Origin of the sequence: Nocardiopsis listeri NBRC 13360 (assembly GCF_001570765.1) — a bacterium.
GTDB lineage: Bacteria > Actinomycetota > Actinomycetes > Streptosporangiales > Streptosporangiaceae > Nocardiopsis > Nocardiopsis listeri.
The window spans coordinates 1-26,441 of the sequence record NZ_BCSH01000056.1 but is presented as its reverse complement, the minus strand read 5'-3'; the positions used below and the strand labels follow the sequence as shown (position 1 = coordinate 26,441).

Annotated in this window: 27 protein-coding genes and 2 tRNA genes; 15 read left to right on the top strand and 14 right to left on the bottom strand. The window is 69.2% G+C overall.

Annotation, left to right across the window (positions count from 1 at the left end):
• The first annotated feature begins 97 nt into the window (after positions 1 to 97).
• Positions 98 to 556 (top strand): PLD nuclease N-terminal domain-containing protein, encoded by a 459-nt coding sequence (locus NLI01S_RS17490; protein ID WP_067605964.1) that lies wholly within the window; start codon positions 98 to 100, stop codon positions 554 to 556.
• A 105-nt stretch (positions 557 to 661) separates the two neighbouring features.
• Complete coding sequence (locus tag NLI01S_RS17485) at positions 662 to 1,327, top strand: peptidylprolyl isomerase (protein WP_067605917.1); 666 nt, start codon at positions 662 to 664, stop codon at positions 1,325 to 1,327.
• Positions 1,328 to 1,457: 130 nt separating this feature from the next.
• Here the strand turns inward: NLI01S_RS17485 and NLI01S_RS17480 are convergent, their stop codons facing one another.
• Positions 1,458 to 2,630 (bottom strand): cysteine desulfurase family protein, encoded by a 1,173-nt coding sequence (locus tag NLI01S_RS17480; protein WP_067605914.1) that lies wholly within the window; start codon positions 2,628 to 2,630, stop codon positions 1,458 to 1,460.
• Positions 2,631 to 2,752: 122 nt separating this feature from the next.
• Here NLI01S_RS17480 and aroA point away from each other — a divergent pair, with 122 nt between their 5' ends.
• A complete protein-coding gene (aroA, locus tag NLI01S_RS17475; RefSeq protein WP_067605911.1) occupies positions 2,753 to 4,081 on the top strand; it encodes a 3-phosphoshikimate 1-carboxyvinyltransferase in 1,329 nt (442 codons plus the stop codon).
• The gene (gene rsgA / locus NLI01S_RS17470; protein ID WP_067605909.1) at positions 4,078 to 5,106 is read left to right on the top strand and encodes a ribosome small subunit-dependent GTPase A; all 1,029 of its coding nucleotides are present in this window, start codon (positions 4,078 to 4,080) and stop codon (positions 5,104 to 5,106) included. Before aroA ends, rsgA begins: the two co-directional genes overlap by 4 nt.
• Before the next feature lie 61 nt (positions 5,107 to 5,167).
• Here rsgA and NLI01S_RS17465 read toward each other — a convergent pair whose 3' ends face one another.
• A complete protein-coding gene (locus NLI01S_RS17465) occupies positions 5,168 to 5,755 on the bottom strand; it encodes a TetR family transcriptional regulator (RefSeq protein WP_067605906.1) in 588 nt (195 codons plus the stop codon).
• 137 nt (positions 5,756 to 5,892) lie between these two features.
• On the opposite strand from NLI01S_RS17465, the gene hisN reads away from it, so the two are divergent.
• The 5 genes from hisN to NLI01S_RS17440 all read left to right on the top strand — a co-directional run bounded on the left by hisN (position 5,893) and on the right by NLI01S_RS17440 (position 10,271).
• The gene (gene hisN / locus NLI01S_RS17460; protein WP_067605902.1) at positions 5,893 to 6,699 is read left to right on the top strand and encodes a histidinol-phosphatase; all 807 of its coding nucleotides are present in this window, start codon (positions 5,893 to 5,895) and stop codon (positions 6,697 to 6,699) included.
• Positions 6,700 to 6,748: 49 nt separating this feature from the next.
• On the top strand, positions 6,749 to 7,159 hold the full coding sequence (locus NLI01S_RS17455) for a hypothetical protein (protein WP_067605900.1): 411 nt from the start codon (positions 6,749 to 6,751) through the stop codon (positions 7,157 to 7,159).
• A gap of 113 nt (positions 7,160 to 7,272) precedes the next feature.
• Positions 7,273 to 8,526 carry an ABC transporter permease gene (locus NLI01S_RS17450; protein ID WP_067605897.1) on the top strand — a complete coding sequence of 418 codons (1,254 nt, stop codon included), beginning with the start codon at positions 7,273 to 7,275 and terminating at the stop codon, positions 8,524 to 8,526.
• Positions 8,527 to 8,534: 8 nt separating this feature from the next.
• Positions 8,535 to 9,551, top strand: coding sequence for an HlyD family efflux transporter periplasmic adaptor subunit (locus NLI01S_RS17445; protein WP_067605894.1), 1,017 nt, complete (start codon positions 8,535 to 8,537; stop codon positions 9,549 to 9,551).
• Positions 9,552 to 10,271, top strand: a complete 720-nt coding sequence (locus NLI01S_RS17440; RefSeq protein WP_067605891.1) for an ABC transporter ATP-binding protein — start codon at positions 9,552 to 9,554, stop codon at positions 10,269 to 10,271.
• 142 nt (positions 10,272 to 10,413) lie between these two features.
• Here the strand turns inward: NLI01S_RS17440 and NLI01S_RS17435 are convergent.
• The 3 genes from NLI01S_RS17435 to NLI01S_RS17425 all read right to left on the bottom strand — a co-directional run bounded on the left by NLI01S_RS17435 (position 10,414) and on the right by NLI01S_RS17425 (position 13,878).
• Positions 10,414 to 10,490, bottom strand: a tRNA-Met gene (locus NLI01S_RS17435).
• Between the two features lie 214 nt (positions 10,491 to 10,704).
• A tRNA-Met gene (locus NLI01S_RS17430) sits at positions 10,705 to 10,781 on the bottom strand.
• Between the two features lie 160 nt (positions 10,782 to 10,941).
• Positions 10,942 to 13,878, bottom strand: a complete 2,937-nt coding sequence (locus NLI01S_RS17425; RefSeq protein ID WP_067605889.1) for a UPF0182 family membrane protein — start codon at positions 13,876 to 13,878, stop codon at positions 10,942 to 10,944.
• Positions 13,879 to 14,173: 295 nt separating this feature from the next.
• Between NLI01S_RS17425 and NLI01S_RS17420 the strand changes: the two genes are divergently transcribed.
• On the top strand, positions 14,174 to 14,683 hold the full coding sequence (locus NLI01S_RS17420; RefSeq protein ID WP_263363331.1) for a PPA1309 family protein: 510 nt from the start codon (positions 14,174 to 14,176) through the stop codon (positions 14,681 to 14,683).
• 112 nt (positions 14,684 to 14,795) lie between these two features.
• Here the strand turns inward: NLI01S_RS17420 and NLI01S_RS17415 are convergent, their stop codons facing one another.
• From NLI01S_RS17415 to NLI01S_RS17405, 3 genes are all read right to left on the bottom strand, one after another.
• Positions 14,796 to 15,863: a YlbL family protein gene (locus NLI01S_RS17415; protein WP_067605960.1), complete on the bottom strand. Its 1,068-nt coding sequence runs from the start codon at positions 15,861 to 15,863 to the stop codon at positions 14,796 to 14,798.
• A 150-nt stretch (positions 15,864 to 16,013) separates the two neighbouring features.
• On the bottom strand, positions 16,014 to 16,451 hold the full coding sequence (locus tag NLI01S_RS17410) for a molybdenum cofactor biosynthesis protein MoaE (protein WP_067605886.1): 438 nt from the start codon (positions 16,449 to 16,451) through the stop codon (positions 16,014 to 16,016).
• A 68-nt stretch (positions 16,452 to 16,519) separates the two neighbouring features.
• Positions 16,520 to 17,647 carry an NAD-dependent epimerase/dehydratase family protein gene (locus NLI01S_RS17405; RefSeq protein WP_067605883.1) on the bottom strand — a complete coding sequence of 376 codons (1,128 nt, stop codon included), beginning with the start codon at positions 17,645 to 17,647 and terminating at the stop codon, positions 16,520 to 16,522.
• A gap of 63 nt (positions 17,648 to 17,710) precedes the next feature.
• Between NLI01S_RS17405 and NLI01S_RS17400 the strand changes: the two genes are divergently transcribed.
• Genes NLI01S_RS17400 through NLI01S_RS17390 form a run of 3 tightly spaced genes read left to right on the top strand, consistent with a single transcriptional unit; the run spans position 17,711 to position 20,079 of the window.
• A complete protein-coding gene (locus NLI01S_RS17400) occupies positions 17,711 to 19,132 on the top strand; it encodes a zinc-dependent metalloprotease (protein WP_067605881.1) in 1,422 nt (473 codons plus the stop codon).
• The gene (locus NLI01S_RS17395; protein WP_067605878.1) at positions 19,129 to 19,689 is read left to right on the top strand and encodes an NUDIX hydrolase; all 561 of its coding nucleotides are present in this window, start codon (positions 19,129 to 19,131) and stop codon (positions 19,687 to 19,689) included. The genes NLI01S_RS17400 and NLI01S_RS17395 overlap by 4 nt, the downstream gene beginning before the upstream one ends.
• Positions 19,690 to 19,716: 27 nt before the next feature.
• Entirely contained in the window at positions 19,717 to 20,079 is a 363-nt protein-coding gene (locus tag NLI01S_RS17390) for a hypothetical protein (protein WP_067605875.1), read from the top strand.
• Between the two features lie 13 nt (positions 20,080 to 20,092).
• Here NLI01S_RS17390 and NLI01S_RS17385 read toward each other — a convergent pair whose 3' ends face one another.
• The 6 genes from NLI01S_RS17385 to NLI01S_RS17365 all read right to left on the bottom strand — a co-directional run bounded on the left by NLI01S_RS17385 (position 20,093) and on the right by NLI01S_RS17365 (position 25,223).
• On the bottom strand, positions 20,093 to 20,659 hold the full coding sequence (locus tag NLI01S_RS17385) for a M48 metallopeptidase family protein (RefSeq protein ID WP_067605872.1): 567 nt from the start codon (positions 20,657 to 20,659) through the stop codon (positions 20,093 to 20,095).
• A gap of 280 nt (positions 20,660 to 20,939) precedes the next feature.
• Entirely contained in the window at positions 20,940 to 21,098 is a 159-nt protein-coding gene (locus NLI01S_RS26075) for a hypothetical protein (RefSeq protein WP_190318501.1), read from the bottom strand.
• A gap of 56 nt (positions 21,099 to 21,154) precedes the next feature.
• Positions 21,155 to 21,433, bottom strand: coding sequence for a WhiB family transcriptional regulator (locus tag NLI01S_RS17380; protein WP_067605871.1), 279 nt, complete (start codon positions 21,431 to 21,433; stop codon positions 21,155 to 21,157).
• Between the two features lie 195 nt (positions 21,434 to 21,628).
• On the bottom strand, positions 21,629 to 21,979 hold the full coding sequence (locus NLI01S_RS17375) for a hypothetical protein (protein ID WP_067605868.1): 351 nt from the start codon (positions 21,977 to 21,979) through the stop codon (positions 21,629 to 21,631).
• A gap of 252 nt (positions 21,980 to 22,231) precedes the next feature.
• Complete coding sequence (tesB, locus tag NLI01S_RS17370; protein ID WP_067605865.1) at positions 22,232 to 23,122, bottom strand: acyl-CoA thioesterase II; 891 nt, start codon at positions 23,120 to 23,122, stop codon at positions 22,232 to 22,234.
• A complete protein-coding gene (locus NLI01S_RS17365; protein ID WP_067605863.1) occupies positions 23,115 to 25,223 on the bottom strand; it encodes an ATP-dependent DNA helicase UvrD2 in 2,109 nt (702 codons plus the stop codon). The genes tesB and NLI01S_RS17365 overlap by 8 nt, the downstream gene beginning before the upstream one ends.
• Before the next feature lie 257 nt (positions 25,224 to 25,480).
• Here NLI01S_RS17365 and NLI01S_RS17360 point away from each other — a divergent pair, with 257 nt between their 5' ends.
• Both NLI01S_RS17360 and NLI01S_RS17355 read left to right on the top strand, forming a co-directional pair.
• Positions 25,481 to 25,741, top strand: a complete 261-nt coding sequence (locus NLI01S_RS17360) for a mycoredoxin (protein ID WP_067605958.1) — start codon at positions 25,481 to 25,483, stop codon at positions 25,739 to 25,741.
• 170 nt (positions 25,742 to 25,911) lie between these two features.
• Positions 25,912 to 26,331, top strand: coding sequence for an ANTAR domain-containing protein (locus NLI01S_RS17355; protein ID WP_223809283.1), 420 nt, complete (start codon positions 25,912 to 25,914; stop codon positions 26,329 to 26,331).
• Positions 26,332 to 26,441 lie beyond the last annotated feature (110 nt).

Sequence of the window (26,441 nt, the reverse complement as noted above, 5' to 3'; positions counted from 1 at the left end):
AAGCGACTCGACGGGTGCGGCCATCCGTGACAAGTCGGCACAAAGTCCGCGATGTCGTTCTTCCCCTGTCGAGTGTTTCCCCCGATTGGAAGGTCTGTTGGTCTACCTCGCCCTCATCGTCACGGTCCTGTCGCTGGTGTTCTGGGTCTACGTGCTCTTCGACGTCATCGGTTCCGAAGCGGAAGGGGTCCGTCTCCTGCCCAAGCCCGCCTGGGCGGTGATCGTCCTGTTTCTGCCGAAGATCGGCGCCGCGGCGTGGTTCCTCCTGGGCCGCCCGCGAGGTGAACGGACGTCCGTCGAGGGCCCGGTGGGACCACCCTCGCCGTTCCCCGAGTACGACCACCCGGGAAGGGCCCGCGCCGCCACCGCCGAGGAGGACGAGGCGTTCCTGCGACAGTGCCGCGAGCGGGCCGAGGAGCAGCGCGCCCGGGCCAGGGAATTCCAGGCCCGCGAGGAACGCGAACGTCTCGAACGACAACGACGAGAACAGCGGGAGAAGTGTCTGGAACAGGACGAACGCGACGCCGACGAGGACCCTACGGAGTCCTCGACCTGAGCCTTACGGGGATTCGTAAGAGTAAACCCCGAACATCTGGATTGTCTGAATTCGCAGTACGCTGAAACCGCCCCGCCGCGAACCTGACCTTCCGGAAGTGAACCGATGAACCGCTTGTCCCCGTCGATATCGATCCTCGCCTGCGCCGTACTGTTCGCCACCACGGCCTGCCAGTCCGAGGAGGCCGCGCCCGAGATCGACGTCGAGTCCCCCGACGCCTCCGAGGAGTCCCCGCTGCCCGCCGAGGTGGACATCACCGGGGTGGAGGGCGCGACCCTGCACACCAGCGAGGGCGACATCGAACTGGAGCTGCTGCCCGACGACGCCCCCATCACCGTCGCCAACTTCGTCGGCCTGGCCGAGGGCGGTCTGGCTACCAACCCGGAGACGGGCGAGGAGGAGTTCTACGACGGAACGATCTTCCACCGGATCATCCCGGACTTCATGATCCAGGGCGGTGACCCGGAGGGCAGCGGCCGCGGCGGACCCGGCTACCAGTTCCCCGACGAGTTCGACTCCGGGCTGACCTTCGACGAGCCGGGCATGCTCGCCATGGCCAACTCGGGACCGGCCACCAACGGCTCCCAGTTCTTCATCACGGTCGAGCCGACCCCGCACCTGGACAACATGCACACGATCTTCGGCAAGGTCGCCGACGAGGAGTCGATGGAGGTCGTGGACGCGATCTCCACCGTGGAAACCGACGCCAACGACAAGCCGAACAGCGACGTCGTGCTGGAGTCGGTCACCATCGAGCGTGCCGACGACTGACCCCCACGGCGAGAACCCGACGGCGTCGAGCGAAGGTTCGACGAGAGTCCAGGGATGGTGGGACGGGGTCCCGCCATCCCTTTTCGTGTTCCGTGTGCGGCTCGTCAGGGCCGGGCCGTTCGGGAGCGGGTCAGCGGCGACGCTTGGCACGTGCGGCGCGAGCGCGTTCGACCGCCGGGCCGATCTCCTCGACCAGTCGTGCCACGTCCTCCGTGGTGGAGGTCCGCCCCAGGGACAGGCGCAGGCTGCTCAGCGCCGTCTCGGTGTCGGCCCCGGTGGCCGACAACACGTGGCTGGGCTGGGCGACCCCCGCCGAACAGGCCGAACCCGTCGAACAGGAGACGCCTCGGGCGTCGAGGAGCATCAACAGGGCGTCGCCCTCACAACCGGGGAAGGACAGGTGGGCGATGCCGGGCAACCGTCGGTCGAGGTCGCCGTTGACCACCGCGTCCGGGACGGCCGCGCGGACTCCGGCCTCCAGTTCGTCGCGCAGGGACGCCAGGTGCTTGGCGTGTTCCCCTCGCTCGGAGACCGCCAGACCCACCGCGGTCGCCAGACCACGGGTGAGCGGTGCGGGCAGGGTGCCGGAACGGATGTCGCGTTCCTGACCGCCACCGTGCAGTACCGGCGTCGGGGTCAGATCTCGTGCCAGGACCAGGGCACCGGCGCCCACCGGGCCACCGAGCTTGTGGCCGCTCAAGGTCAGCGCGCTCACCCCGCTGTCGGCGAAGTCCACGTCCTCCACGCCCACGGCCTGGACCGCGTCGGTGTGGAAGGGGACACCGAACTCGGCGGCGATCGCGGCCAGTTCCCGAACCGGCTGTAGGGTGCCGATCTCGTTGTTGGCCCACATCACCGAGACCACGGCCACCGATCCGGGGTCGCGTTCGATGGCGGCGCGCAGCGTGCTCGGGCTCACCCGGCCGACCGCGTCCACCGGGAGTTCCTCGTACACGGCGCCCTGGTGGTCGGCCATCCACCGGGCCGGATCGAGGGCGGCGTGGTGTTCCACGGCGCTGACCAGGATCCGGACGCGTGCGGGGTCCTCGGCGTTACGGGCCCAGTACAGGCCCTTGATGGCGATGTTGTTCGACTCGGTACCGCCGGCGGTGAAGACGACCTCGTGCGGGGTCGCGCCGACCGCCGCCGCGATCGACTCGCGCGCCTCCTCCACCGTTCGACGGGCGGCACGGCCGTGTCCGTGCAGGGAGGACGGGTTACCGAGGGCACCGAGCTGCGCCGAGATCTCGGCGATCACCTCGGGGCGGACGTCGGTCGTGGCTGCGTGATCCAGATACACCATGGCGCGATCAAGGATACGTGGGACGTTCCGGCCTGCGGTCCGTGGCCGGCCCGCCGACCCGGTCGCCCACGGTCCGGACGGGTGATCCTCCAGGTCGGCCCCTGGACCGATAGCCTTGGACCATGCCTGATTCCGCGCCCACGCCGTCCCACCGGAACGACACCCCCACCGGGGAGCACTGGTCCGCGCCCACCGCCGGCGCCCCGCTGCACGCCCGGCTCCGCCTGCCCGGGTCCAAGTCCATCACCAACCGGGCCCTGGTCATCGCGGCCCTGTCGGAGGAGCCGTGCCTGGTGCGCAACCCCCTGGTGAGCCGGGACAGCGAGCTCATGGTGGAGGCGCTGCGGGCGCTGGGCGTCACGGTGACCGAGGTGCCCTCGACCGATCCGGCCACACCGGACCTGTCCATCACCCCCGCCCCACTGCGCGGCCCGGCCACGGTGGACGTGGGCAACGCGGGCACGGTCATGCGATTCGTGCCACCCCTGGCGGCCCTGGCCTCGGGGGACGTGCGTTTCGACGGCGACCCACGGGCCCGTGAACGGCCGGTGGGCGAGCTCCTGGGCGCCCTGCGCGCGCTGGGGGCCGACATCGACGACGAGGGGCGCGGCGCGTTCCCGCTGACCATCCACGGCACCGGTTCCGTGCGTGGTGGCGAGGTCGTGCTGGACGCCTCGGGTTCCTCCCAGTTCGTGTCCGCGCTGCTGCTCGGCGGCGCCCGCTTCACCGAGGGGGTGCACCTGCGCCACCAGGGCCCGCCGGTGCCCTCCCAGCCGCACATGGACATGACGATCGAGATGCTGCGTGCCGCCGGAGCCGAGATCACCACCGGGCAGAACTCCTGGAGGGTGGCCCCCGGCCCGTTGCGCGCCACCGAGATCACCGTCGACCCGGACCTGTCCAACGCCGCTCCCTTCCTCGCCGCGGCCCTGGTCTCCAAGGGCGAGGTGACCGTCGACGGGTGGCCGGAGCACACCACCCAGGCCGGTGACGCCCTGCGCGGGTTGCTCACCAGGATGGGCGGTGAGGTCTCCCGTACCGCCGAGGGTGGTCTGACCGTGCGCGGGACCGGGGCGATCCACGGCATCACCGCCGACCTGCACGACGTCGGTGAACTCAGCCCCACCATCGCCGTGCTGGCCGCTCTGGCCGATTCCCCGTCCCGACTGACCGGTATCGCCCACCTGCGCCGGCACGAGACCGACCGCATCGCGGCCCTGGCCACCGAGATCAACCGGCTCGGTGGGGACGCCGAGGAGCTGCCCGACGGGCTGGTGATCCGCCCACGTCCGCTGCACGGCGGAGTGTTCCACTCCTACGACGACCACCGGATGGCCACGTCCGGCGCGGTGATCGGGCTCGCGGTGCCCGGAGTGGAGGTGGAGAACATCGCCACCACCCGCAAGACCATCCCCGATTTCCCGGGGCTGTGGTCCGAGGTCCTGTCATGAGTCGTACACGGGGCGGAGGACGTCACCTCGACGAGGACGACATCCGGGTGCGCGCCCGGGGCGGGTCCAGACCCCGTACCAGCAAGCGTCCCAAGCACGAGAACGCCCGGGAGGGGATGGTCACCGCCGTGGACCGGGGTCGGTACCGCTGTCTGGTGGACCGGGTGCCCGTGGTGGCGATGAAGGCCCGCGAGTTGGGCCGGGGCTCCATCGTGGTCGGCGACAGGGTGGACCTGGTCGGAGACCTGTCCGGCAGACCCGACACGCTGGCCCGGGTGGTCCGGGTTCGCGAACGTGGGTCCATCCTCAGACGCACCGCCGACGACACCGATCCGGTGGAGCGGGTGATCGTGGCCAACGCCGACCAGCTCGCCATCGTGTGCGCGCTGGCCGACCCCGCGCCGCAACCACGCTTCGTGGACCGCTGCCTGGTGGCCGCCTACGACGCCGGGCTGGAACCCCTGCTGTGCCTGACCAAGGCCGACCTGGCCTCCCCCGACGAGATGCTCGGTGTCTACGAACCCCTCGGTCTGCCCTACGAGGTACTGGGCCCGAACCAGGACCTGAGCGGGTTGCGCGCACGCCTGGCCGGGCGGACCACCGTGTTCGTGGGTTCGTCCGGGGTGGGCAAGTCCACCCTGGTGAACCGGCTGGTCCCGAGCGCCGAACGGGCCGTCGGGCACGTCAACGCGGTCACCGGCCGCGGTCGTCACACGTCCACTTCGGCCTCGGCCCTGGAGTTCGATGGCGGCTGGCTGATCGACACGCCGGGGGTGCGCAGCTTCGGGTTGGCGCACATCGACCCGGACGACATCGTCGCGGGCTTCCACGACCTCGACGAGTTCGCCGTGGACTGCCCACCGGAGTGCACCCACCAGGAGGACGCGCCCGGCTGCGCGATCTCCGCGGCCCTGGAGCGGGGCGAGGTCGACACGGACCGGGTGGCCTCGTTGCGTCGGCTGTTGAGCAGCCGCGAGGGCGAGGACGACACCGAACCCGCCGCTCCGGCGGATCCGCGTTCCTGACCCTCCGGCACGGCCGTACCGATCGTCGCGAACCGGGCCGAGGCGCCCGGGCCGCCCCTCCTCAGCGTTGCACCGAGAGCATGCCGTGCACGACCATCTCCACCCGGTGTGCGGCACGGTCGGGGTCGATGGGTTGCAGCGAGTAGGAGACGATCAGTCTCATGGTGACGTCGGCCACTGCCTCGGTGACCGACGGCTCGGCGGACGGGCAGCGCTCCCTCAGCGTTCGGCGGATCCGTTCCCCGAGGAGGTCCATGAGCGGCTCGGCCCGGGTGGTCAGCACGGGGAGCAGTTCGTCGTCGCCGGTGACCACGGCCCGCAACAGCGGGTTGTCCCTGGCCGCCAGCAGAACCATGCGGGTGGTACGGCTGACGGCGTGCGCGGGGTCGTGCCCATCGGCTTCCAGCACCCGAACGACCTCGTCCAGGAGTGTGTTCACCTCGCGCACCACCACCGACTGGAGCAACCCCTCCTTACTGCCGAACACGTTGTAGAGGGTCTGTCTGGACACACCGGCGGTCGTGGCGATGTCGACCATCCGACGCTCGCCCCAGTGGCCGGCGAGCACCTCCGCGTAGGCGGCGTCCAGCAGCCGTTCGCGCGCGCCGGTGCTCACCCCACCGCGTCTGTCTCCGCTCACGGTTTCCATGCTTTCATCCTCGCAGCCGCCCGGACACCGCTTCCGCCGTCCGGGCGCTCTCCTCGCCCCGACGTCCCCTAACACTCTGATCACGTGCGAGTGCCGCTTTGGCCATGTTCGTGCCCGGGACGGTAGCGTTACCGGCCATGGTGTCCTTTGACGATGATCTGCGGCTGGCCCACGTGCTCGCCGACTCCGCCGACGACATCGCGATGAAGCATTTCCGCGCGCTGGATCTTGTCGTCGAGACCAAACCGGACCTGACTCCTGTCACCGAGGCCGACCGCACCGTCGAGGAGACCCTGCGCAGTGTGCTCTCTCGTGCGCGCCCCCGGGACGCGGTGATCGGCGAGGAGTACGGCAAGAGCGGGAACAGCAACCGGGTGTGGGTCATCGACCCCATCGACGGCACCAAGAACTACGTTCGGGGCGTCCCGGTGTGGGCGACCCTCATCGCCCTGCTGGAGGGCGACCGGCCGGTGGTCGGCCTGATCTCCGCTCCGGCCCTGCACCGCCGTTGGTGGGCCTCCAAGGGAGGTGGCACCTGGTCCGGCCGCAGTCTGTCCAAGGCCTCGCGCTGCCAGGTCTCCAAGGTGAGCGAACTGTCGGACGCCTCGTTCAGCTACTCCTCGCTGACCGGCTGGGAGGAACAGGGCCGACTGGAGTCGTTCCTCGGTCTGACCCGTTCGGTCTGGCGGACCCGTGCCTACGGTGACTTCTGGTCGCACGTGATGGTCGCGGAGGGCACCGTGGACATCGCCGCCGAACCCGAGCTGTCGCTGTGGGACGCCGCTCCGCTGCCGATCATCCTGGAGGAGGCCGGCGGGCGCGCCACCGACCTGCGCGGTGCGGGATTCGTCGACGGCGGCCCCCTGGTGTGCAGCAACGGTGCGCTCCACGACCAGGCCCTGACCTGGCTCAACGGTGGGCCCACTCCGCTGCGCCGCCACTGAGAACACGCACCGCACCCGATCGAACACCCCACGTAGCAACGTGCGCTGTGTGCTGACCACGACAACCCGTCCACGGCGCGCGATCGTGCTCTGCGGAGCGGTCCTCCTGCTGACCACCGCCTGCGGTACCGACGGCCACGGGTACGGCCCCCGGCAGCTCGGCGAGATGATCGCCGAGAGCGTGCGCGACTCCGCCGACACCGGTCTGCCGGGGCTCGGTACGTCCGGTTCCCTCTACGACCCGGGCGACTTCGCCTGCGCCCCCGCGGTCGACCCGCGAGTCCCCGGGGACTGGCGCGGCCAGGCCCCCCGCGTGGCCCTCGAACCCGGAGAACCCGCTGAGATCGGCCTGTCCGACGCCACCGGCGACCCCATAACGTGCGACGGTTTCGAGGTCGGCCGAGACCCGCCCTCACTCTCGGTGGCCGGATCCGGCCGGCCGAAAAAGCTCCCGACGTGAACCGAGAACCCCCTTCGCCGCGATGAGTCTGTTGACGGCCCGCCCTCTCGGGCCGCCCCGGCGCCACCGAACACCACCGCGCCGGGTCCTACATACACACGGGAAGGGGCTCCATGCTGCGTTCCCTCACCGCCGGGATCGTGCTGGCCTTCGCCGGTTCTCGGGCCAACGTCGCCCGGACCATCCTTTCCTGCGCGGGGATCGTCGTCGGTGTCGGCGCGTTGATCATGGTCGTCACCGCCGGCGACCTCGGTCAGCGTTACGCCACCGCCTTCAGCGAGGCCAACGCCGGACGCGCGGCCACCCTCGAAGCCTCCGCCTACAACCTGATCAACGACTTGGCCGCCTACGAGGAGGACCTGGCCCGTGCCGGCGCCCAGGACGTCTCGCTATACCAGTCCCCCCAGAACGAGATCCTCTTCCGCTCGGGCGACGAGGCCATCGAATCCGTGAGCGTCACCGGAGTGGACGCCACCCTCTCCGACATCCGGCGGATCGACCTCGCCGAGGGCCGTTGGTTCACCGAGGCCGACCAGGGGTCGCGCGCCCCGGTCCTGGTCGTCAACCAGTCCCTCGCCGACTTCCTCGGCGACCGGACCGAACTCCAGATGGGCACCGACCGCTGGATCGACGTGCGGGTGGTCGGCGTCTCCGAGAGCTCCGCGCTGGACGGTGACTGGTACTCCGCCTACCTGCTGCGCTCCCCCGTTTCCGAGGAGATCATCTTCGGCCCCTCCTGGAACCCCGAGATCGGTGGGTTCCAGGGGGACGGCGAGGACATGGGGGTCACGCACCTGGCCCGGTTGGATCCTTCCGACAGTGCCGCCGACCAGATGGCCGGAGGTTCGGAGTTCACCGAACGCATGGAGTCGGCGCGGTGGCGGTGGAGCACCGGCGAACAGTTCGAGTACTTCGCCTATCGCAGCGACTTCGCCCAGGAGACGGACATCGTCATCACCGCCATGTCGGTGGGGTTGCTCGTCGTCGCCGGCATCACCCTCACCACCGGGCTGCTCGGAGTGCTCAACGTCGGACTGGTCACCGTCCGAGAACGCCGCCGCGAACTGGCCACCTACCGTGCCCTGGGCGCGAGCCGGTTCACGTTGTTCGTGGCGGTGGTCATGGAGTCCGTCGTGGTCTCGGTGGTCGCCGGGATCATCGCCCTGTTGCTGTCGTTCGCCCTGGTCGCGGCGGCGGGGGCGATCATCGGGAACTTCGTCGCGCTGCCGCCGGACATCACCATGGCCGTACCACCCTCGGCCGTGCTGGTCGGTCTGATCAGCGCCGCCTTCGTCGGTCTCTTGGCCGGGATCATCCCCGCGATCCGGGCGCTGCGCGCGTCCGTCGTCGCCGGGCTGCGGGAATAGGAGAAACAGTGAAGAAGTGGATCATCGTCGGCGCGGTCGCGGCCCTGCTGCTGGGACTGGTCGGCTCGGGTTACCTCCTGCTGTCGCGCATGGGCTCGGCGCCCACGGACGAGGACGTCGTCGGCGCCGCCGCGGACGTGAGCGGGCAAGCGGTGGAGGTCGCGCTGGGCACGGTCAGTTCGCAGCTGGTCCTGGACGCCACCGTCCAGGAGGAACCGGGTGAACCCGTCGAGGCGCGCCAGGGCGGTACCGTCACGCGCCTGTGGCTGGACGACGGAGCCACCGTGGAGGAGGGCGCCCCGGTCGTCAGCGTCTCGCTGCCCGCCGAACCCGCACCCGAGGCCGAGGAGGGCGATCCGTCCTCCGGAACCCGCGAGGCCACCCTGTACGCGCCCGTGAGCGGCACCGTGTCGGGCCTGGAGGACGTCCGGGTGGACGACGTGCTGGAGCCCGGCGCCAAGGTCGCCGCGGTCACCACCGGGGAGTTCCACGCGGTCGCTCAGGTGCCCGCCAACGACCTGTACCGGTTCTACGAGGACCCCGGCCAGATCATGCTCCAGGTCGACAAGGGCCCGCCCGCCGCCGAGTGCGAGTTCATCGGGTTGGGAACCGCCGAACAGGAGGACTCCGGCGGGGAAGGCCCCGAGGGCGAAGGGGGTGGCGGCGGCTCACGGTTGACCTGCCGGGTCCCCTCAGACCTGACGGTCTTCGACGGGGTCCAGGGCAAGCTCTCGGTGAGCACCGGGGAGGTCGAGAACGTGGTGGTCGTCCCGGTGACCGCGGTGCGCGGCAACGTCGATTCGGGCGAGGTCGTCGTGGTCGACGACGGTGGTTCCGAGGAGGTCCGCGAGGTCTCCCTGGGCATGTCCGATGGACGGTCGATCGAGGTCACCGAGGGGTTGAGCGTGGGCGAACAGGTCCTCGACCCGGTTCCGCTGGATTCGCGGTTCGACGTGCCAGAGGCCCCGTTGGACGAAGAGCTCGACGACGAGTTCTACGACGAGGGCCTCGAGGAGGAGGGCTAGATGTCGCTCGACACTCCCCTGCCCGTGGCGGTCCGCGCCCCCGGGGCCACGTCCCCGCTCCTGCGGATCGAGGGGCTGACCCGGCACTTCGTGGTGTCGGGCGCTCGCATCGACGTGCTGCGCGACTGTACCTTCGACGTGGCCCGCGGCGAGGTCGTGGCGATCATCGGTCAGTCGGGCTCGGGCAAGTCCACGTTGCTGAACGTACTGGGATTGCTCGACACGCCCAGTTCGGGTTCCTACACCTTCGACGGGATCGACACCACGTCCCTGCGCGAGGGTCGCAGGTCAAGGCTGCGCGGCGACGGGATCGGCTTCGTCTTCCAGCAGTTCCACCTGTTGGAGCGGCGATCCGCCCTGGCCAACGTGGGCGTGCCGTTGGTGCTGGCGGGTGTGCCGGCGCTGCGCCGTCGCGCCCGGGCCAAGGAGTTGTTGGAGTCGGTGGGGCTGGGCCACCGACTGAACTCCCAGCCGCACCAGCTGTCCGGCGGTGAGCAGCAGCGTGTGGCCCTGGCTCGCGCGCTCAGCCGCGAACCCGCGTTGCTCCTCGCCGACGAGCCCACGGGCGCCCTGGACGCCGCCAGCAGCACCATGATCATGGACCAGCTCATCGAGCAGGCCCGGGGCCACGACTCCGCCGTGGTGGTCGTCACGCACGACCCCAAGGTCGCCGAACGGGCCGACCGCGTGGTGGAACTGGTGGAGGGCCGGACCCGCTGAGCCGGTCGACGGTCTCGGGCCCAAGGCCCGTGCCGTTCCGATCGCCCGTCTTCTCACCCGGGCGATCGGAACGGCGTCGCTTCGCCGTCGAATAGGCCGTATACGAAAAACACCGGGTGGATTTCTCCACCCGGTGTTTCCTTGGTAGCGGGGACAGGATTTGAACCTGCGACCTCTGGGTTATGAGCCCAGCGAGCTACCGAACTGCTCCACCCCGCGTTGTTGTGTCTCCTACTTTAGGGCCTTGGCCCCCGGGTGGCAAATCCGCTCCGACTTCCGCCGAACCGGTGGAGAACCCACCCGACCAGGCCTACCAGCGACCCGGTTCTCATTCACCCTAGCAGGACGCTGAAGTGAATGAACCCGATTATCAATCCATGGGATCGAAAACCAGGAAAAGTACCGGGCCCGGAATTTCTTCCGGGCCCGAACCTGGTAGCGGGGACAGGATTTGAACCTGCGACCTCTGGGTTATGAGCCCAGCGAGCTACCGAACTGCTCCACCCCGCGTTGTTGTGTCTTCAGATTAGCGTGCTCGTGGGGACAACACCAAATCGGCGCACGGAGACCCGGGACACCCTCCCCCGGCGAAGCCGACGGGGCGGGGCCCGAAGGCACCCGCCCCGCTCGTCATCGCCTCGTCGAGGCCCTACGACCCTCGACTTCGCGGCTAATTACCCGCGGCGTCCTCAAGGGCTTCGAGAGCCTCACGCAGACGCTCGTTGGCCTCGTCGTTGTTCTCCTGGGCCTCTTCCCACGCGTCGACGGCCTCGTTGAGGGCCTCGGTGAGATCGGAGTCGCCTTCGGAACCGGTGTCGGAGTCGGCCTCGGACGGATCCTCGTCCTCGGCGCCCTCCTCGTCCGGGTCCGGCAGCGGCCCCTCGCCGCCCTCGAACAGGTTGTTCAGGGCGTCCTGGAGGTTGCTGCCGATCGCGACCTCTTCACCGAAGCCGACCATGACCTGCTGGAGCAACGGGAAGGACGCCGCCCCGCCACCACCGGCCTGCACGTAGAGGGGTTCCACGTAGAGCAGACCGCCGGCGAACGGCAGGGTCAACAGGTTGCCTCGCGTCACCTCGGCGTTGGACTGTTCCAGCGGAAGCAGGACCTCACGCACGTCGGCATCGGAGTCGAACGCGTTCTGCACCTGACCAGGGCCGAAGATCACGGTGCTGCGGGGCAGCTCCAACAGCTTCAGTTGGCCGTAGTCATCGGACTCGGGGTTGCTGTTCACCGCCATGAACGCGGCCAGGTTCTCACGACCACGCGGCACGAACGTACTGGTCAGCGAGAAGCTGGCCTCTTCCGAACCGGGGAAGTTGATGGTCTGGCGGTAGGGCGGCTCGGAGACCTCCCCCTCCTGGGTCGGGTCGTCGGGAACCGACCAGAAGTCCTGACCACCGTAGTAGGACGCGGCGTCGGTGACGTGGTACTCGCGCATGATCTCGCGCTGCACCTTGAACAGGTCGTCCGGGTAGCGCAGGTGCTGGACGAGCTCGTCGCTCATCTCGTCCTTGCCGACGATCGTGCCCGGGAAGGCGCCCTCCCAGGTCTTCAGGACGGGGTCCTCCTCGTCCCAGCCGTACAGGGTGACGGAACCGTCGTAGGCGTCGACGGTGGCCTTCACCGAGTTGCGGATGTAGTTGACCTCGTTACCGGGAAGCGCGCCGACCTGCTGCGCGGAACCATCGGTGAAGGTGTCGGTCACCGCCTGGGTGAAGTCGATCCGGTTGGCGTAGGGGTAACCGTCGGAGGTGGTGTACCCGTCGACGATCCACTGGACCCTGCCGTCGACCACGGCCGGGTAGGGGCGGCTGTCCACGGTCAGGAACGGGGCGACCTTCTCCACGCGGTCCAGCGGGTCACGCTCGAACAGGATCCGAGAGTCGCCGGTGATCGCGCTGTTGAGCAGGATGCTCGTTTCCTGGTACTTGATCGCGAACAGGATGCGGTCGAAGAAGTTGTTCAGCGGCACGCCGCCGTCACCGTCGTAGCGGTTGTACTGCTGCGAACCGCCCTCCGACTCCTCCTCGGCACCTTCCTCGGCGCCTTCGGTCTCTTCGGCCGGGGCCTCCTCGCCGCCCTCGTTCTCGGCGGGCGCCCGGGCCTCGTCGGCGCCCGGGCTCGGGGTCGCGTCCACCGCGTCCTCGAGGGTGGGGACCTCCGGCTCCTCGTTCTCGGCGTCGAGGGGGAAGTCGTATTCCTCCTCGGCCTGGACGATGACGTATTCGGCGCCCTCGCGGCCGTAGTAGATCCGCGGCTCGTACTCGCCCGCGACCTCGCTCAACTCACCGCGCGGCGGGATGTTGTACTCGGTGAAGACCGGGCGGCCCTCGTCGTCGATCAGGTTGCCGGCGGCGGCGACCATACCGAAGCCGTGCGTGTAGATCAGGTGGCGGTTCAGCCAGTTGTCCTGGTCCTCGGGCGGACCGTCCAGTTCGCGGACGGCGACGATCGTGTCGATCAGGTTGCCTTCGGCGTCCGGGTAGCGGTCGACCTCCAACACGTCCGGGAACTGGTAGAAGCCACGGACCTGCTGCATCTGCTGGAAGGTCTGGGAGACCACGGCCGGGTCGGCCAGACGCACGCTGGGAATGGTGTCGGCCTCGGCCGCCAGCTCCTGGGGGGTGAGCTCCGTGGTGGCGTCGTAGTCGGTCACATCGGTGTCGGCGACCCCGTACGCCTCCCTCGTGCTCTCGATGTTGCGCTCGATGTAGGGGCTTTCCAGGCGCTGCTCGTTGGGGTCGACCTGGAAACGCTGGACGATCTCCGGGTAGGCCGTGCCGACGACCACCGCCGAGAGGACCAGCAGGCCGAGGGAGGCCACCGGGATCATCGTGTTCTTGAAGGCGATGTTGGCGAAGAACAGGACCGCGCAGATCACCGAGATGACGGTGAGGATGGTGAGGGCCGTCTTGACGGCGTTGACGTCGGTGTAGGAGGCACCGAACGTGTATCCACGGTTGGAGAAGACCAGTCCGTAACGGTCCAGCCAGTAGGAACCGGCGCGCAGCAGCACGAAGACGCCGAGCAGCACCGACAGGTGCACCCGGGCCGCGGGGGTGGCCCGCTGACCGGAGTCGTTCTGCAGACGGACGCCGCCGTACAGGTAGTGCACGACCACCGCGGCGATGAACGCCAGGATGACCGCCGCGTACATGTAGCCCAGCAGGATCCGCAGGAACGGGTAGGTGAACGCGAAGAACGCGATGTCGATGCCGAACTCGGGGTCGGCGACACCGAAGTCCACGCCGTTCACGAACTGTAGGTAGGAACGCCAGTCACCGCTCGCGGCGGCGCCGGACAGCAGCGCCAGGGCGCCGATGGCGATCCAGAAGAAGAGCTTGCGGTGCGGGTCGATGGACTGCCGGTAGCGGTCCAACCCCTGCTGTTCCAGGCTCATCGGCCGGATACCCGGCCGGGCCCTGTAGGCGAAGAAGATGCTGACACCGACGATGACGGCCATCACGAGTGCCGCCACCGCGAACAGGAGGACCCGGGTCCACAGCTCGGTCAGGAAGACATTGGTGTAGCCGACGGAGCTGAACCACTTGAAGTCGGTCCAGAAGTTCGCGGCGAGCATCAGCCCCGCGATGATGACGACCACGGTCGCCGCGACTGGCGCGAGCAACCTTGATCGGCGAGGCATACGCGCAGGTGGTGCGCCGGGCGATCGGAAGCTCACGCCTCCCCCTCGTTCTGGCTTGGTAGATGCGGTCGGTGCGCGTGTGGCGCCCTATGTTGAGAACTTATTCGGTGGCCGCCAGGTTCCCGAAATCGCCCCTCGGCGGGTGACAAGCCTGCATCGTTGGTGTATCGGAGTCGCAAACGGGCGGCACCACTGCGACCCTACTGGCCGTGAACGGGCGCGGCGAGGCTCCCACATCGGCCACCATGGAAACGTGTCGAACATTCGCGAAGCCGTCATGGACCTGGAACGCCACGCAGCCGAACAGGGTTGGGATCGCCCTCTGGGGCTGTACGCCCTGGTCCCGACCAGTGAGCTGCTGGCAGCGGAACCCGCTCTGGCGAGTCTGTTGGGGATCGACTCCCCCACCGACCCGAACGAGCTGACCCCGGTCGAGCAGGAGGAACTGCCTCCTGACGTCCCATTGGAGGAGGCTCTGGGCAGCATCCTGTGGCCCGAAGGCGTGGCCGGCTGCGCCCTGGTCATGGAGCGTCTGGTGGTGAAGGGATCGGACGAGACCCTGGCCGCCGACGAGGACCCCACCACCTCCGACAAGGAGACCGAGGAGATCCGTATGGTGGCGGGGGTGCTGCGCGACGGTTCCCGGCACTGCGCCATGCGGATGCGCGGGCACGACAGCGAGGACGAAGTGCTCAACGGCCCCGACCTGATCCCGGCGCTGACCTCGGCCCTCGCCCTCACCCTGGACCTCGACGAGAACTGAGGCCCGCACCCTTTCGGCCCCCTTCGTTCCTCCACGGAAACCGGTCGAGCGGATACGCCAGGGCCCCCGGCACATCCGGTGCCGAGGGCCCTTCACGTCGTGCGGCCTCGCGCTACTCGCAGCGGGGGAGGTCGTCGCCGCCCTCGCGAATGGTCTCCAGGGCGTCCATGGCGTCGGTGAGCGTCTCGACGCGCACCACGTCCAGTTCGCCGTAAGCGGCGGACTGGGCGACCTGGGAGCAGCTCTCGGCGGCCACGAGGAAGTACTCGGCGCCGTCGCGCCGGGCGCTGACCATCTTCTGCGGGATACCGCTGATCCCGCCGACCTGGCCGTCGGAGGTGATGGTGCCGGAGCCGGCCACCTGGGCGCCGCCGGTGATGCTCTCCTCGCTGAGGCGGTCGATGATCCCGAGCGAGAACATCATGCCCGCACTGGGTCCGCCGATCTCCCCGACACTGATGTCGATGTCGACGGGGAAGTCCATGTCGTCGGCGATGAGGATGCCGACGGCGGCGGAACCGCTCTCGCCCTCGACCGTCTCCAGCTCGACCTCGGTCTCCTCTCCGTCGCGCTCCAAGAGCAGTTCGACCGGCTCGCCCACCTCACGGTCGCCGACGTGTTCGACCACGAAGGCGCTGCCGACGAGCTGCTCCTTGTCGTCACCGGAGGTGCCGGTGGGGACGGGCTCGCCGTCCACCGCCAGGACGCGGTCACCGGACTCGACGACTCCTTCCGCGGGCATGTCCTCGACGGCCTCGGCCACCAGCGGGATCGCCTCGTAGTCGATGTTGAGCTGGTTGAGGGCGGCGGCGGTCGCGTCGGTCTGGGAGTCGTTCATCTGAACGGTCTGCCGTTCGGCGACCTCCTCCTGGGAGCGTCCCGCGGGGAACAGCAGTTCCTCGGGCAGGACCGCCTGGCTGGGCGAGAGCCACGCCGTGACGAGGGTGAAGAGGTTGAGCCGGTGGTCGGGCCCACCGGCGTACTGCACGGTCACCATGGACAGCGAACCGTCGTGCTCGTAGTCGTCGGCGCCCTCGATGCCGATGATCGGCTCCCCGCCCTCTTGTTCCCCGAGCGTGTTCAGGGTGACCCCCGGCGCCGCGACCAGGTAGGGCATGGGCAACAGGAGACTCCCGTACCCGAGCCCGGCGAGCAGGACGAGTGCGGCGACAAGGGTCATGGCACGACGAAGCATGTGCATACCTTAGGGCCCCTCGGATACCTCCGGTGTTCGTGCCCTGTCCGTTCCTGCCCCGTCGATTCGAGGGTGCCCGGACACGAGGCTTCCGGCGGTCCGAAAAGGGGCCCGGAGGTGGTCAGGGGCGAGGGTTCAGGGTGAGCCGACCCATTCGGTCCCGCCGTCTTCGAAGGCCTGGTTCTTCCAGATGGGCACCTGTGCCTTGAGGTCGTCGATGAGTCGCCGGCAGGCCGCGAAGGCCTCTTCCCGGTGCTCGGCGGCGGCCGCGACGACGACGGCGAGGTCGCCGATCTCCAGGTCTCCGACCCGGTGGGTGGCGGCCATCCGCACGACGGGACGCCCGGGGACGCTGGTGTCGCTCAGCACCTTCTCCATCACCTCCCGGAGGCGGGCCTCGACGGTGGGGTGCGCGGAATAGGAGAGGGCGGACACGTCACGACCGTGGTCGTGGTCGCGCACGGTCCCGATGAAGACGGCGGTGCCGCCGGCACGGGGATGGGTCACCGCCGCGAGGACCTCGTCGACGGACAGGGGTGTTTCGCGAACTGCCGCGAGAGTGATCTCTTCCACAGGTGAACCGTATCAATCGGTGGGGCGCACGCGACGTTCGCGCGTGCCCTGACCGGTGGGACCGTGGGTCAGCCCTTCCCGCGCTTGCGCAGGTGACGGATGGCGGCGACGGTTCCGATGGTCGCGGCTGCCGCACCCGCCGCACCGGCGGCGGTGATGGTGGCCTCCTTGCGGCCGAGGGAGCGCCCGGCGATGGCGTGTTTGCCGCTGTTGGACTCCAGCAGTACCCGCAGGGTCGACTCGCTGTCGTGCGTCGGCTTCCAACCGGCCTCGCGCAACGAGGCGCAGTCCACCACGCACGGGTAGACGAGGAACTTGATCTCACCGGCGGCGGCCGGGGTGATACGGGCCTGGTGCAGGCGACGTACCGCACCGAAGGCGAGGTTGGCGGCGACCTCGAAGTGCTTCATCTCGGCGATCGCCTCGACCTCCCCCTGTGTCAGGGATCCCTCGGAGGCCACGGCGACCACGCCGTCGCGTCCCGTCACGCCGTTCAGGGCGCAGAAGGCCAGCGCGGAGACCAGGTCGTCCTCGTGGCAGAACTGCCAGTGCTGTTCGTGGCCCTTGACGGTGAGCAGCCGGGGCGCGGCGAAGTGTCGGCTCAGGAGCGTGTCGAGCTCCGGACCGACCAATGGCGCGGGGCGCACGACGGTCACCGTCAGGCCCGGGTGCGCGCGGCGGGCGCGTTCGGCCAGTTCCTCGACCGCGGCGAAGTCGCCCATCAGGCCCTCGCTGTTGTCCGACACACGACCGGAGTCCTCCGGCAGCGGGACGGGGTTGTCCGGCGTCGCTCCATAGACCATGCTGCTGGTGACGAGGACGACCCTGGGGACACCCGAGGCGGCCGCGGCGGTCAACACGGTCTGGGCCGCCAGGACGTTGTGTTCCCGCCGGCGCGCCGGCTTGGTGTTCAGGGAACGGTCGTCGGCGGTGTGCACGAGGACGTCGATGCCCTCCAACCGGGACACCAGCCCCGGATCGCACACATCGGCGATCCGCCAGGTGACATCGCGCAGGTCGGCGAACTCTTGGTCGATCGCGATGATCTCGCGGGCCCGGATGGAACCATCTGGCGCGGCCAGGCGTTGCACGAGAAGCCGGCCGACCCCGGTGGCGGCACCGGTGACGGCGACTACCGTCCCCGACCGCCCCGGGGAGCTGTGCTCTGGGCGAACCTGGCTGCTTTCGGTATTCACTCCGGGCGACTCCCAGCTAACGTGACAGTGGAGACCAAACCTAATCCTGCCTGAGGTCTGATTGTGAGCGACCTGCCTTTCGGTTTCAGCATGCCGAACGATCCCGATGACGAGTCCGGACGCCGTTCAGGCGACTCCGGCTCGGGTGCCGGCAGCGGCCGCCCGGGCGGGGGGGACTCCGGAACACCGGACGGGTTCCCGTTCGGGAATCCGCAACAGATGGCCGACATGCTCCGCCAGTTCGCGGACATGATGTCGTCCCAGCCCTCCCCCGGCCCCGCCGGGGAGTCCCCGACGTCCTCGACGTCCGGAATCAACTGGGACATGGCCAAGAACATCGCGCGGCACAGCGTGTCCCAGATCGGGGACCCGAGTGTGCCGCCCGCCGACTACGCACGGATCGAGGAGGCCCTGCGCCTCGCCGACCTGTGGCTCGACCAGGCTACCGACCTCCCCTCGGGGATCCAGACCGCTCAGGCCTGGAGTCGGTCGGAGTGGATCGAGAAGACGATGGCCACGTGGGCGCAGCTGTGCGACCCACTGACCGCCAAGACGGTCCAGGCCATGGGCCAGAACCTGCCCGAGGAGATGGCCTCCATGGCCGGTCCTCTGCTCGGCATGATCCAGCAGATGGGCGGCATGATGGTCGGCCAACAGGCCGGTCAGGCCATCGGTGGACTGGCCCAGGAGGTGATCGGGACCTCCGACATCGGCCTACCGCTCGCCGGTGAGGGCAACGCCGCGCTTCTGCCCTCCGGGGTGGAGAAGTTCAGCGAGGGTCTGGAGATCCCCGCCGACGAGATCCGCCTGTACCTGGCCGCCCGCGAGGCCGCCGTGCACCGCTTGTACTCGCACGTGCCGTGGCTGCGCTCGCACCTGTCGCGCCTGGTCGAGGAGTACGCCGCGGGGATGTCGTACGACGTCAGCGGCCTGGAGGACAAGCTCGGGGAGATCGATCTCACCAACCCCGAGGCGATCCAGGAGATGATGTCCGGCGGGATGGGCGCCGAGGGGCTGCTCCAGCCGGAGGACACCCCGCAGCAGAAGGCCGCCTTGGGCCGCCTGGAGACCACCCTGGCGCTGATCGAGGGCTGGGTGGCGACCGTGGTCGCCAAGGCCGTGGACGAGCGCCTTCCACAGGCCGATGCGCTCGCCGAGACCACCCGGCGCCGTCGCGCCACCGGTGGTCCCGCCGAGCACACGTTCGCGGCACTGGTCGGCTTGGAACTGCGGCCACGTCGACTGCGCGAGGCCGGGGCGCTCTGGAGCGCCTTGGAGGAGGCCCGAGGGATCGAGGGGCGCGACGCCGTGTGGCAGCACCCCGACCTCATGCCTTCCGCCGACGACCTGGACGACCCGGACGGTTTCGTGAACGGTCACTCCGACGAGGGCGTCGACTTCGACATCTCGTCGCTGACCGACCCCGACGGGACCGAACGCCCCAAGCCGGGCGACGAGGACCAAGGCGAGAAGGGCGGCGAGTGAGCCTTCACGAGGACGCCCGGGCGGTACTGACCGCCTGGGCCGCCCCCGACGCCGGGCAGGAGGAGCTGCGCACCTCCTACCTGGCGCACCTGGGGTCCCACGAGGACGCCATGTGGCGCACGTGCCTGCCCGGACACCTCACGGCGAGCGCGGCGATCCTCTCCGCCGACGGCACCCGGGTCGCGTTGGTCCTGCACCGGATCCACCGGATGTGGTTGCAGACCGGCGGTCACTGTGAGGACGCCGACGCCACCCTGGTCGGGGCCGCGCTGCGGGAGGCCACGGAGGAGTCCGGCATCGCCGGGATCACCGTCCTGCCCGAACCGGTCCGCTTGGACCGGCACTCGGTCCCCTGCGGTGGCGGAAGCCTCCACCTCGACGTGCAGTTCGCCGCGGTGGCTCCCGACGACGCCGTGCTGGTGCGCGACCCCGACGAGTCCGCGGACCTGGGCTGGTTCCCGGTCACGGACCCACCCGAACCCACCGACGACTCGGTGCGCGACCTGGTCACCGCCGCGGTCGCCGCCGTGACGGCGCACGGCCCCGTCCATCCCTGAGGCCGGCCTGATCCCCGAGGTCGTGACATGTCCCTGTTCACCATCGTCGCGCTGGTCGGCGGACTCGCGGCCCACCTGTTCTACCGGCGTCTGCGCAAGGCGGCCCGGGAGCTGCTCTTCGACGAGCGGGCCGGCCGGGTCGACTCGCGTGAGGCGGCCCGGATCAGGTACGGGCACACCCGCCGTTCGTTCCGTGCCGCACAGCTCGTCTGCGCGTTCTTGTCCCTGCTCCTCTTGGCGGTGGCCGGCCGTGCGACGGTCTCCGGTTCCTGGGGTGGCACGACGACCTGCGTCATCCTGGTGTTCGGCGCGTTGCTGCTGGCCGGCGGGTACCTGCTGGCTCGGGCGTACCGCGAGATGAGGCTGGCCGGGACGGCCCTCGACGGCTGAGGACTCCGTGACGTTAGTCCTCGAAGGCGACCTCGTCGTCTGCGAGGTCGTCGTCCTCGGCGGCGTGGGCGCACCCTTCGGAACGGCTACCGGCGCTGTAGCCCTCCAGGTAGCCGCGGGCCCGGTCGGCCTTGGGGTAGCGGCGGACCAGTTCCCAGAAGTCCCGGCCGTGGTGCGGGATGTGCAGGTGGGCGAGTTCGTGCACGAGCACGTAGTCGACCACCCATGAGGGCATACCGGCGACACGGCGGGAGATGCGGATGGCACGGGTGTCCGGGGTGCACGAGCCCCAGCGGGTGTTCTGGTTGTCGACCCAGCGAACGGTGTCGGGGAGCCGGCTCCCACCGAGATAGCGTTCGGCGAGTTCGACGGCGCGTTCGTGGAGTTCGCGGTCGCCGCGGCGCCGCCGCCCCTCCTTCGCGTCGAGTTTCCGCAGCATCTGGTCCACCCAGCGCTTTTCCTCTGCGTGGGAGAACGTCGCGGGCACGAGGACGACCGTGGTGTCCCCGTCCCGGTAGGCCGACACGGTACGTCGGCGACGAGGACTGCGTCGTACCTCGACTTTGGTGTTCGAGGGCACGAAGTTTACGGTAGCCCAGAGGAGCGTTTCCGAACAGGTGCGCCGTGGTCCGATATGTCATCGGGTCGACCTGATGTCCGGGTCGCCGGTCCGGACCGAAAAGCACCACGGTATAGCGCGTTCCGCCCTGACCAGGCCCCTTCCGAGGCGGTGAGACAGGACACATGACCCCGCCACGAGGCGCACCGATCGGCGTTTTGGTTATCGAAACGAGACCGGGCGGTCCCCTTGTTCAGGGGACCGCCCGGTCCTGTTCACCGATTCACCGCGTGCGCCGGCGTCAACACAGCCGCGACCACGCGATTTCCATGATCGCTTCCTCCACCCGGCGCTCCTCCCGCTGGCGGGCGCGCAGCTGTCGGGCACCGATCCTTCTGAGCTGGTGCTCGTGCGGCTCCTGCTCGGTCCGCTCCACCATTCGCATGAGTTCCTGCATCATCGCTCTTCGAGTCCTTCTCGATCGTACGTTCTTCGTGGGACGAGGTCGTCGTGGCCTCAGGCCGCGACGGGGGCCGGGTTCTTACGGGGACGACCACGCGGGCGCTTGCGCGCCACCACCTGGCCGGAGACGAGCAGCTGCCCACCCCAGACGCCCCACGGCTCACCCCGTTCCAGGGCGTCCGTCAGGCACTGCTCCTTGATGGGACAGTCCCCACAGATGGACTTCGCCGCCTCCACGTCGGCGGGAGCCTCCGCGAAGAACAGGTCCGGCTCTCGACGGCAAGGAATGTCGACCTCACCCAGCTGGGGCGCTACCAGGACCGACGCAAGCATCGGTGCCCTCCAAGATCTTTGATCGTTCGTACAACGCGGTCGGTGTTCGGTCACCGGAACCGGTCCGGTGAGGGACCTGGACTCTGCGATGTCGCCGTCTACTCCCCGCCCCTTGGGGACGGAGGGCCTGACGGAGATACAAAGAAAGCCGCGGGCCCCTTTACTGGGGTCCGCGGCCACGGAGTGGAAGGCCGGCTAGGCCGGTGTCCTCCGTGGACACTTCCCCAGTGCGCCGTAACGGCGCCGGGTTTCATTCAGGGCGTGGATGCCACCGGTGAACTCGCCGCGATCAAGGGCGAGTCCGGACTCGTCGCGCAGGGCACCGATGACACCGGATTCGGACACACCGGTCCCCTCGGACACGGAAATGCCGGCGATGAGCAGGGCCGTGCCAGAGACGGCCACGCCGCCCGGGGTGTTCATACGGTCGCCACCGAAGGTGCGCTCGAAGGCGTCACCGCTCAGGTCGGCACCCAAGCGGAAGGACGGCATGAACGACTGCCATGCGGCTGCGAGACCGGTGGTCTCCTGGTTCTTCGTCATCATCAGATCGGGCACCTCCTCCAAAGTCGGGTACAGGGTCTTGCACCTGCACCGAGAGCGGTCATTGCGACGTTGTACACACTACGGTCGCCGAGCGAAAGACGGCAACCCATTTTTGACCTGCGAAAACGGCCGGATCCGGCCATAATCTTCGCGGCATGGCAAAGGGCCGGAGTTCGTTGACGAGTCCCTCCGGCCCTCAGGCGCCACGTTGTACCTGGTGGGGCGTCTCGACCCACCGATCGGTCCCGTCCGTCAGGACCAACCCTCCGCGTCGACGACGCGGATCATCCCCTCCTGCACGACCGAGCAGACGAGCTGTCCGTCGCGGGTGTACACCAGGCCTCGGGCCAGCCCCCTCGCGCCCTGGGCGGTGGGGGACTCCTGCGCGTACAGGAGCCACTCGTCGGCGCGGAAGGGGCGGTGGAACCACATGGCGTGGTCCAGGCTGGCCATGGCGATGCCCGCGAACGAACGCCCGTGCCTGAGCAGGACTGTGTCCAGCAGCGTCATGTCGGAGGCGTAGGTCATCAGGCACACCTGGGTGAGCCGATCGTCGGGCAACCTCCCGTCGACCTTGAACCACACCGGGTTGGTGGCGGTGCGCAGCTCCGGGTCGCGTTCGGCCTCGAAGGACATCGCGCCCACCGGCCGCATCTCGATGGGATGCCACTGGACGAAGTTCGGCACCTTGCCGAAGGCCTCGCGCAGTCGTTCCCGGGTGCTCGACAACTCCTCGGGCGGAGGCACGTCCGGCATCGGGATCCGGTGGTCCAGCCCGGGCTCCTCCTTGTGGAAGGAGGCCGAGAGCGTGAATATCGCCTTGCCGTGCTGGATGGCCACCACCCTGCGAGTGGTGAAGGAACGACCGTCGCGGACCCGATCGACTTCGTAGACGATCGGCACCGACGGATCGCCCGGTCGGATGAAGTAGGCGTGCAGGGAGTGCACGTACCGCTCGGCGGGTACCGTCCGGCCCGCCGCCACCAGGGCCTGACCCGCTACCAGACCGCCGAAGACCCGTTGGGGCCCCTCCTTCGGGCTGATCCCCCGGAAGATGTTGTCCTCGATCCGTTCCAGGTCCAGGACCCTCAGCAGCTGGGCCAGGGACTGCCCGCCATGGCCGACGTCGAAGCCGTCACTCATCCTCTTCCTCCCCGTCACCGGAAGTCGGCCCCTCCGGTTGATCGCCCGCCACGAGCGCGAGCACCGCCTCACCGTAGCGATCCAGTTTCACCGCGCCGACCCCGGAGACCGAGGAAAGTCGGGACACGCTGTTCGGTTCCTGTTCCGCGATGGCCTGCAGGGTGGCGTCGGTGAAGATCACGTAGGCGGGGACCTTCTGTTCCTGCGCGGTTCGGCGCCGCCAGTCGCGCATCCGTTCCAGCAACGCCTCGTCGTAGGTGGAGGGACAGTCCACGCAACGTCCGAGCTTGCGCTCGGTGACGTCGGTGAGCGTGTTGGAACACACCCGGCAGCGCACCGTCCCGCCCTTGCGCCGGTCCCGGCGCCCGCTCGTGGAGGGCGAGGCGGGCCGTAGCCCGTCGAGGAACCGCGAGGGCTTACGGGTCTTGCGGCCTCCGGGCGAGCGCGCCAGGGACCAGGACATCGCCAGGTGTTCACGGGCACGGGTGACGCCCACGTAGAACAGCCGGCGTTCCTCCTCGACCTCGTCGTCGCTCTCGGCGTAGATGATGGGCATCATGCCCTCGGTCAGACCGGCCAGGAACACCGCGTCCCACTCCAGGCCCTTCGCGGCGTGCAGGGAGGCGATGGTGACCCCCTCGAAGCCGGGCGCGTGCTCGGTGGCCATGCGCGTCTCCAGCTCGTCGACGAAGTCGGCCATGGTCGCGGACCGCCCACCGGGGCCGGGCTTGGCCGCCATGTCCTCGGCCAGCTGGACCAGTGCCGAGAGCGACTCCCAGCGTTCCCGGGCCTGACGGCCCTCGGGCGCGGTGTCGGTGAGCCCCATCTGGGACAGCAGGTGGCGCACCGTGCGCACCAAGGGCTCGTCCTGCTCATCGGCCACGCCCTGCCTGGCCCCGCGCAGGGTGTGGACGGCCTGCCGGATCTCGGGACGCTCGAAGAAGCGGGTGCTGCCGCGGACCGTGAAGGGTACGTTCTGGTCGCTCAGCGCCTGTTCGTAGGCGGCGGACTGGGAGTTGATGCGCACCAGGACCGCGATCTCGCTCGCGGGCGTCCCCTCCTCCAGCAGGACGCTGATCTTGCGGGCGACGCCGGTGGCCTCGGCGAGCTCGTCGTCGTACTCCTGGTAGATCGGGTCCGGCCCGTCGGGACGCTGTGCTTGAAGAGTGAGGTGCTCGGCCGCGGTCGCGCCCTTGGCCTGGCCGATCACGTGGTTGGCCACGCGGACGACCTGGGGGGTGGACCGGTAGTCGCGGACCAGCCGTACCACGGTGGCGTGCGGAAAGCGGTCACCGAACCCGGTGAGATAGCCGGGGGTGGCACCGGCGAAGGAATAGATGGTCTGGCTGGGGTCGCCGACCACGCACAGGTCGTCGCGGTCGCCGAGCCAGGCGTCCAGGAGGAGTTTCTGCAACGGGTTGACGTCTTGGAACTCGTCGACGACGAAGTACCGGTACTGGTCACGGACCCGTTGGGCGATGGCGGGGTACTCGTTGATCATCCCCGCGGTGAGTTCGAGCATGGACTCGAAGTCGAGCAGGTTTCGCTCGCGGCACAGCTCCTCGTACGCCTCGAAGACCCGGGCGACCTCGACCGCCGGCATCGGCGCCTGACGACCGGCCTTGACGATGGCCTTGTCGTAGTCGCCGGCGCGCACCTGCGTGACCTTGGCCCACTCGATCTCACTGGCCAGATCCCGCAGTCCGGTCCGGTCCGGTTGCAGTCCCACGGCGTTGGCGGCGCGCGCCACGACCTTGATCTTGCTCTCGATCAGGGTGGGCTTCTCGCCACCGACCACCTGTGGCCAGAAGAAGGAGAGCTGACGCAGGGCCGCCGCGTGGAAGGTGCGGGCCTGGACCCTGGGCGCGCCCAGGGCACGGAGTCGGCCGCGCATCTCACCGGCGGCGCGCGCGGTGAAGGTGACCGCGAGGACCTGCTGTTCGGCGACGACCCCACCGGCCACGGCGTACGCGATCCGGTGCGTGATGGCCCGGGTCTTGCCCGTGCCGGCACCCGCCAGGATGCACACGGGGCCGCGTAGCGCGCGTGCCGCCTCGGTCTGTTCCGGGTCCAGTCCCTCCAGGACGCGGTCGGGGTCCATGGTGCTCCTGAATCTGGTCGGACGGGTGGGTCTGGGCGGACAGTCTCTCAAGTATCGGCGCCCACCGGAGCCGATCGTCCACAGCCCCGACCTGAACAGGCCGAACGAACCAAGTGACACATTCCAGAACCAGTCGGGTCTGTGAGGCGTCCCACGTTGTGTCGAACCACCATGGGAAGCGGCTCGGGCCGCCCGGTGTTGGAACCATCGGGATCCTCCCGAACCATGGCAGTCGACACGGAAAAGACGTGAGCGAGATGACGAGTACCGGTACCGAGCGGTTCACGATGTACACCACCCCCTGGTGCGGCTACTGCAAGCGGCTCAAGAGCCAGCTCTCCCGGGAGGGCATCACCGGCCGAGAGGTGAACATCGAGGAGCACCCGGAGGCCGCGGAACTCGTCTCGAAGGTCAACGGTGGGAACCAGACCGTCCCCACCCTGGTCTTCAGTGACGACTCGGCGATGACCAACCCGTCGCTCGCTCAGGTGAAGAAGAAGTTGGCCGAGCTGGCCTAGGACCGACGGCGCGGGCCGCTCCACGCGGCCCGCGCGACGGGAAGCCCTCCCTCAGGGCGAACGCACCCCGGTCCAGGGCGGCCCGGTCGGCACCGGCAAACCTGTACATGACGGGGAGTGTGGAGTTGGGGGACGACGTGAGGCCTCATGACATTGCGACCGCCGACACGGTGGACGCCGAAGTGGTGCGACGCACCCCGCACGGGTGGCGCGTGGGCGGTGGGCATGACGGCCACGACGCCCCGGACCTGATCAGCGCGATGGTGCTGGCGGACCTGCTCACCTCGGAGGCCGGGGGGCCACGCCCCCGCACCCAGGCGCCGGGTCGGGCGCCGGAGGGGGCCTCGGAGGTGGATCGCCTGAAGCACACCATCGCGCAGTTGGAACACGCGCTGCACTCCCGTGTGGTGGTGGAGCAGGCGATCGGTGTCCTGGCGGAGCGGCATACGATGCCACCGCGCGAGGCGTTCGAACGACTGCGCTCCTCCGCGCGTTCACGTGGGCGCAAGGTCGCGGACCTGGCCCGAGACGTGGTGGAGAGCAGCACCAGCCCACTGACCGTCCTTCCGGACGAGCTCGGTCCGATCTGACCGGCCCGCCGGGGTGACATATACCGCGGACCGTCCAACACGGGGGATGGACGGTCCGCGGTGCTCTATTGCTGAGCGCCTCCGCTTCACTTCGGCGTGTTCGAGCGCCT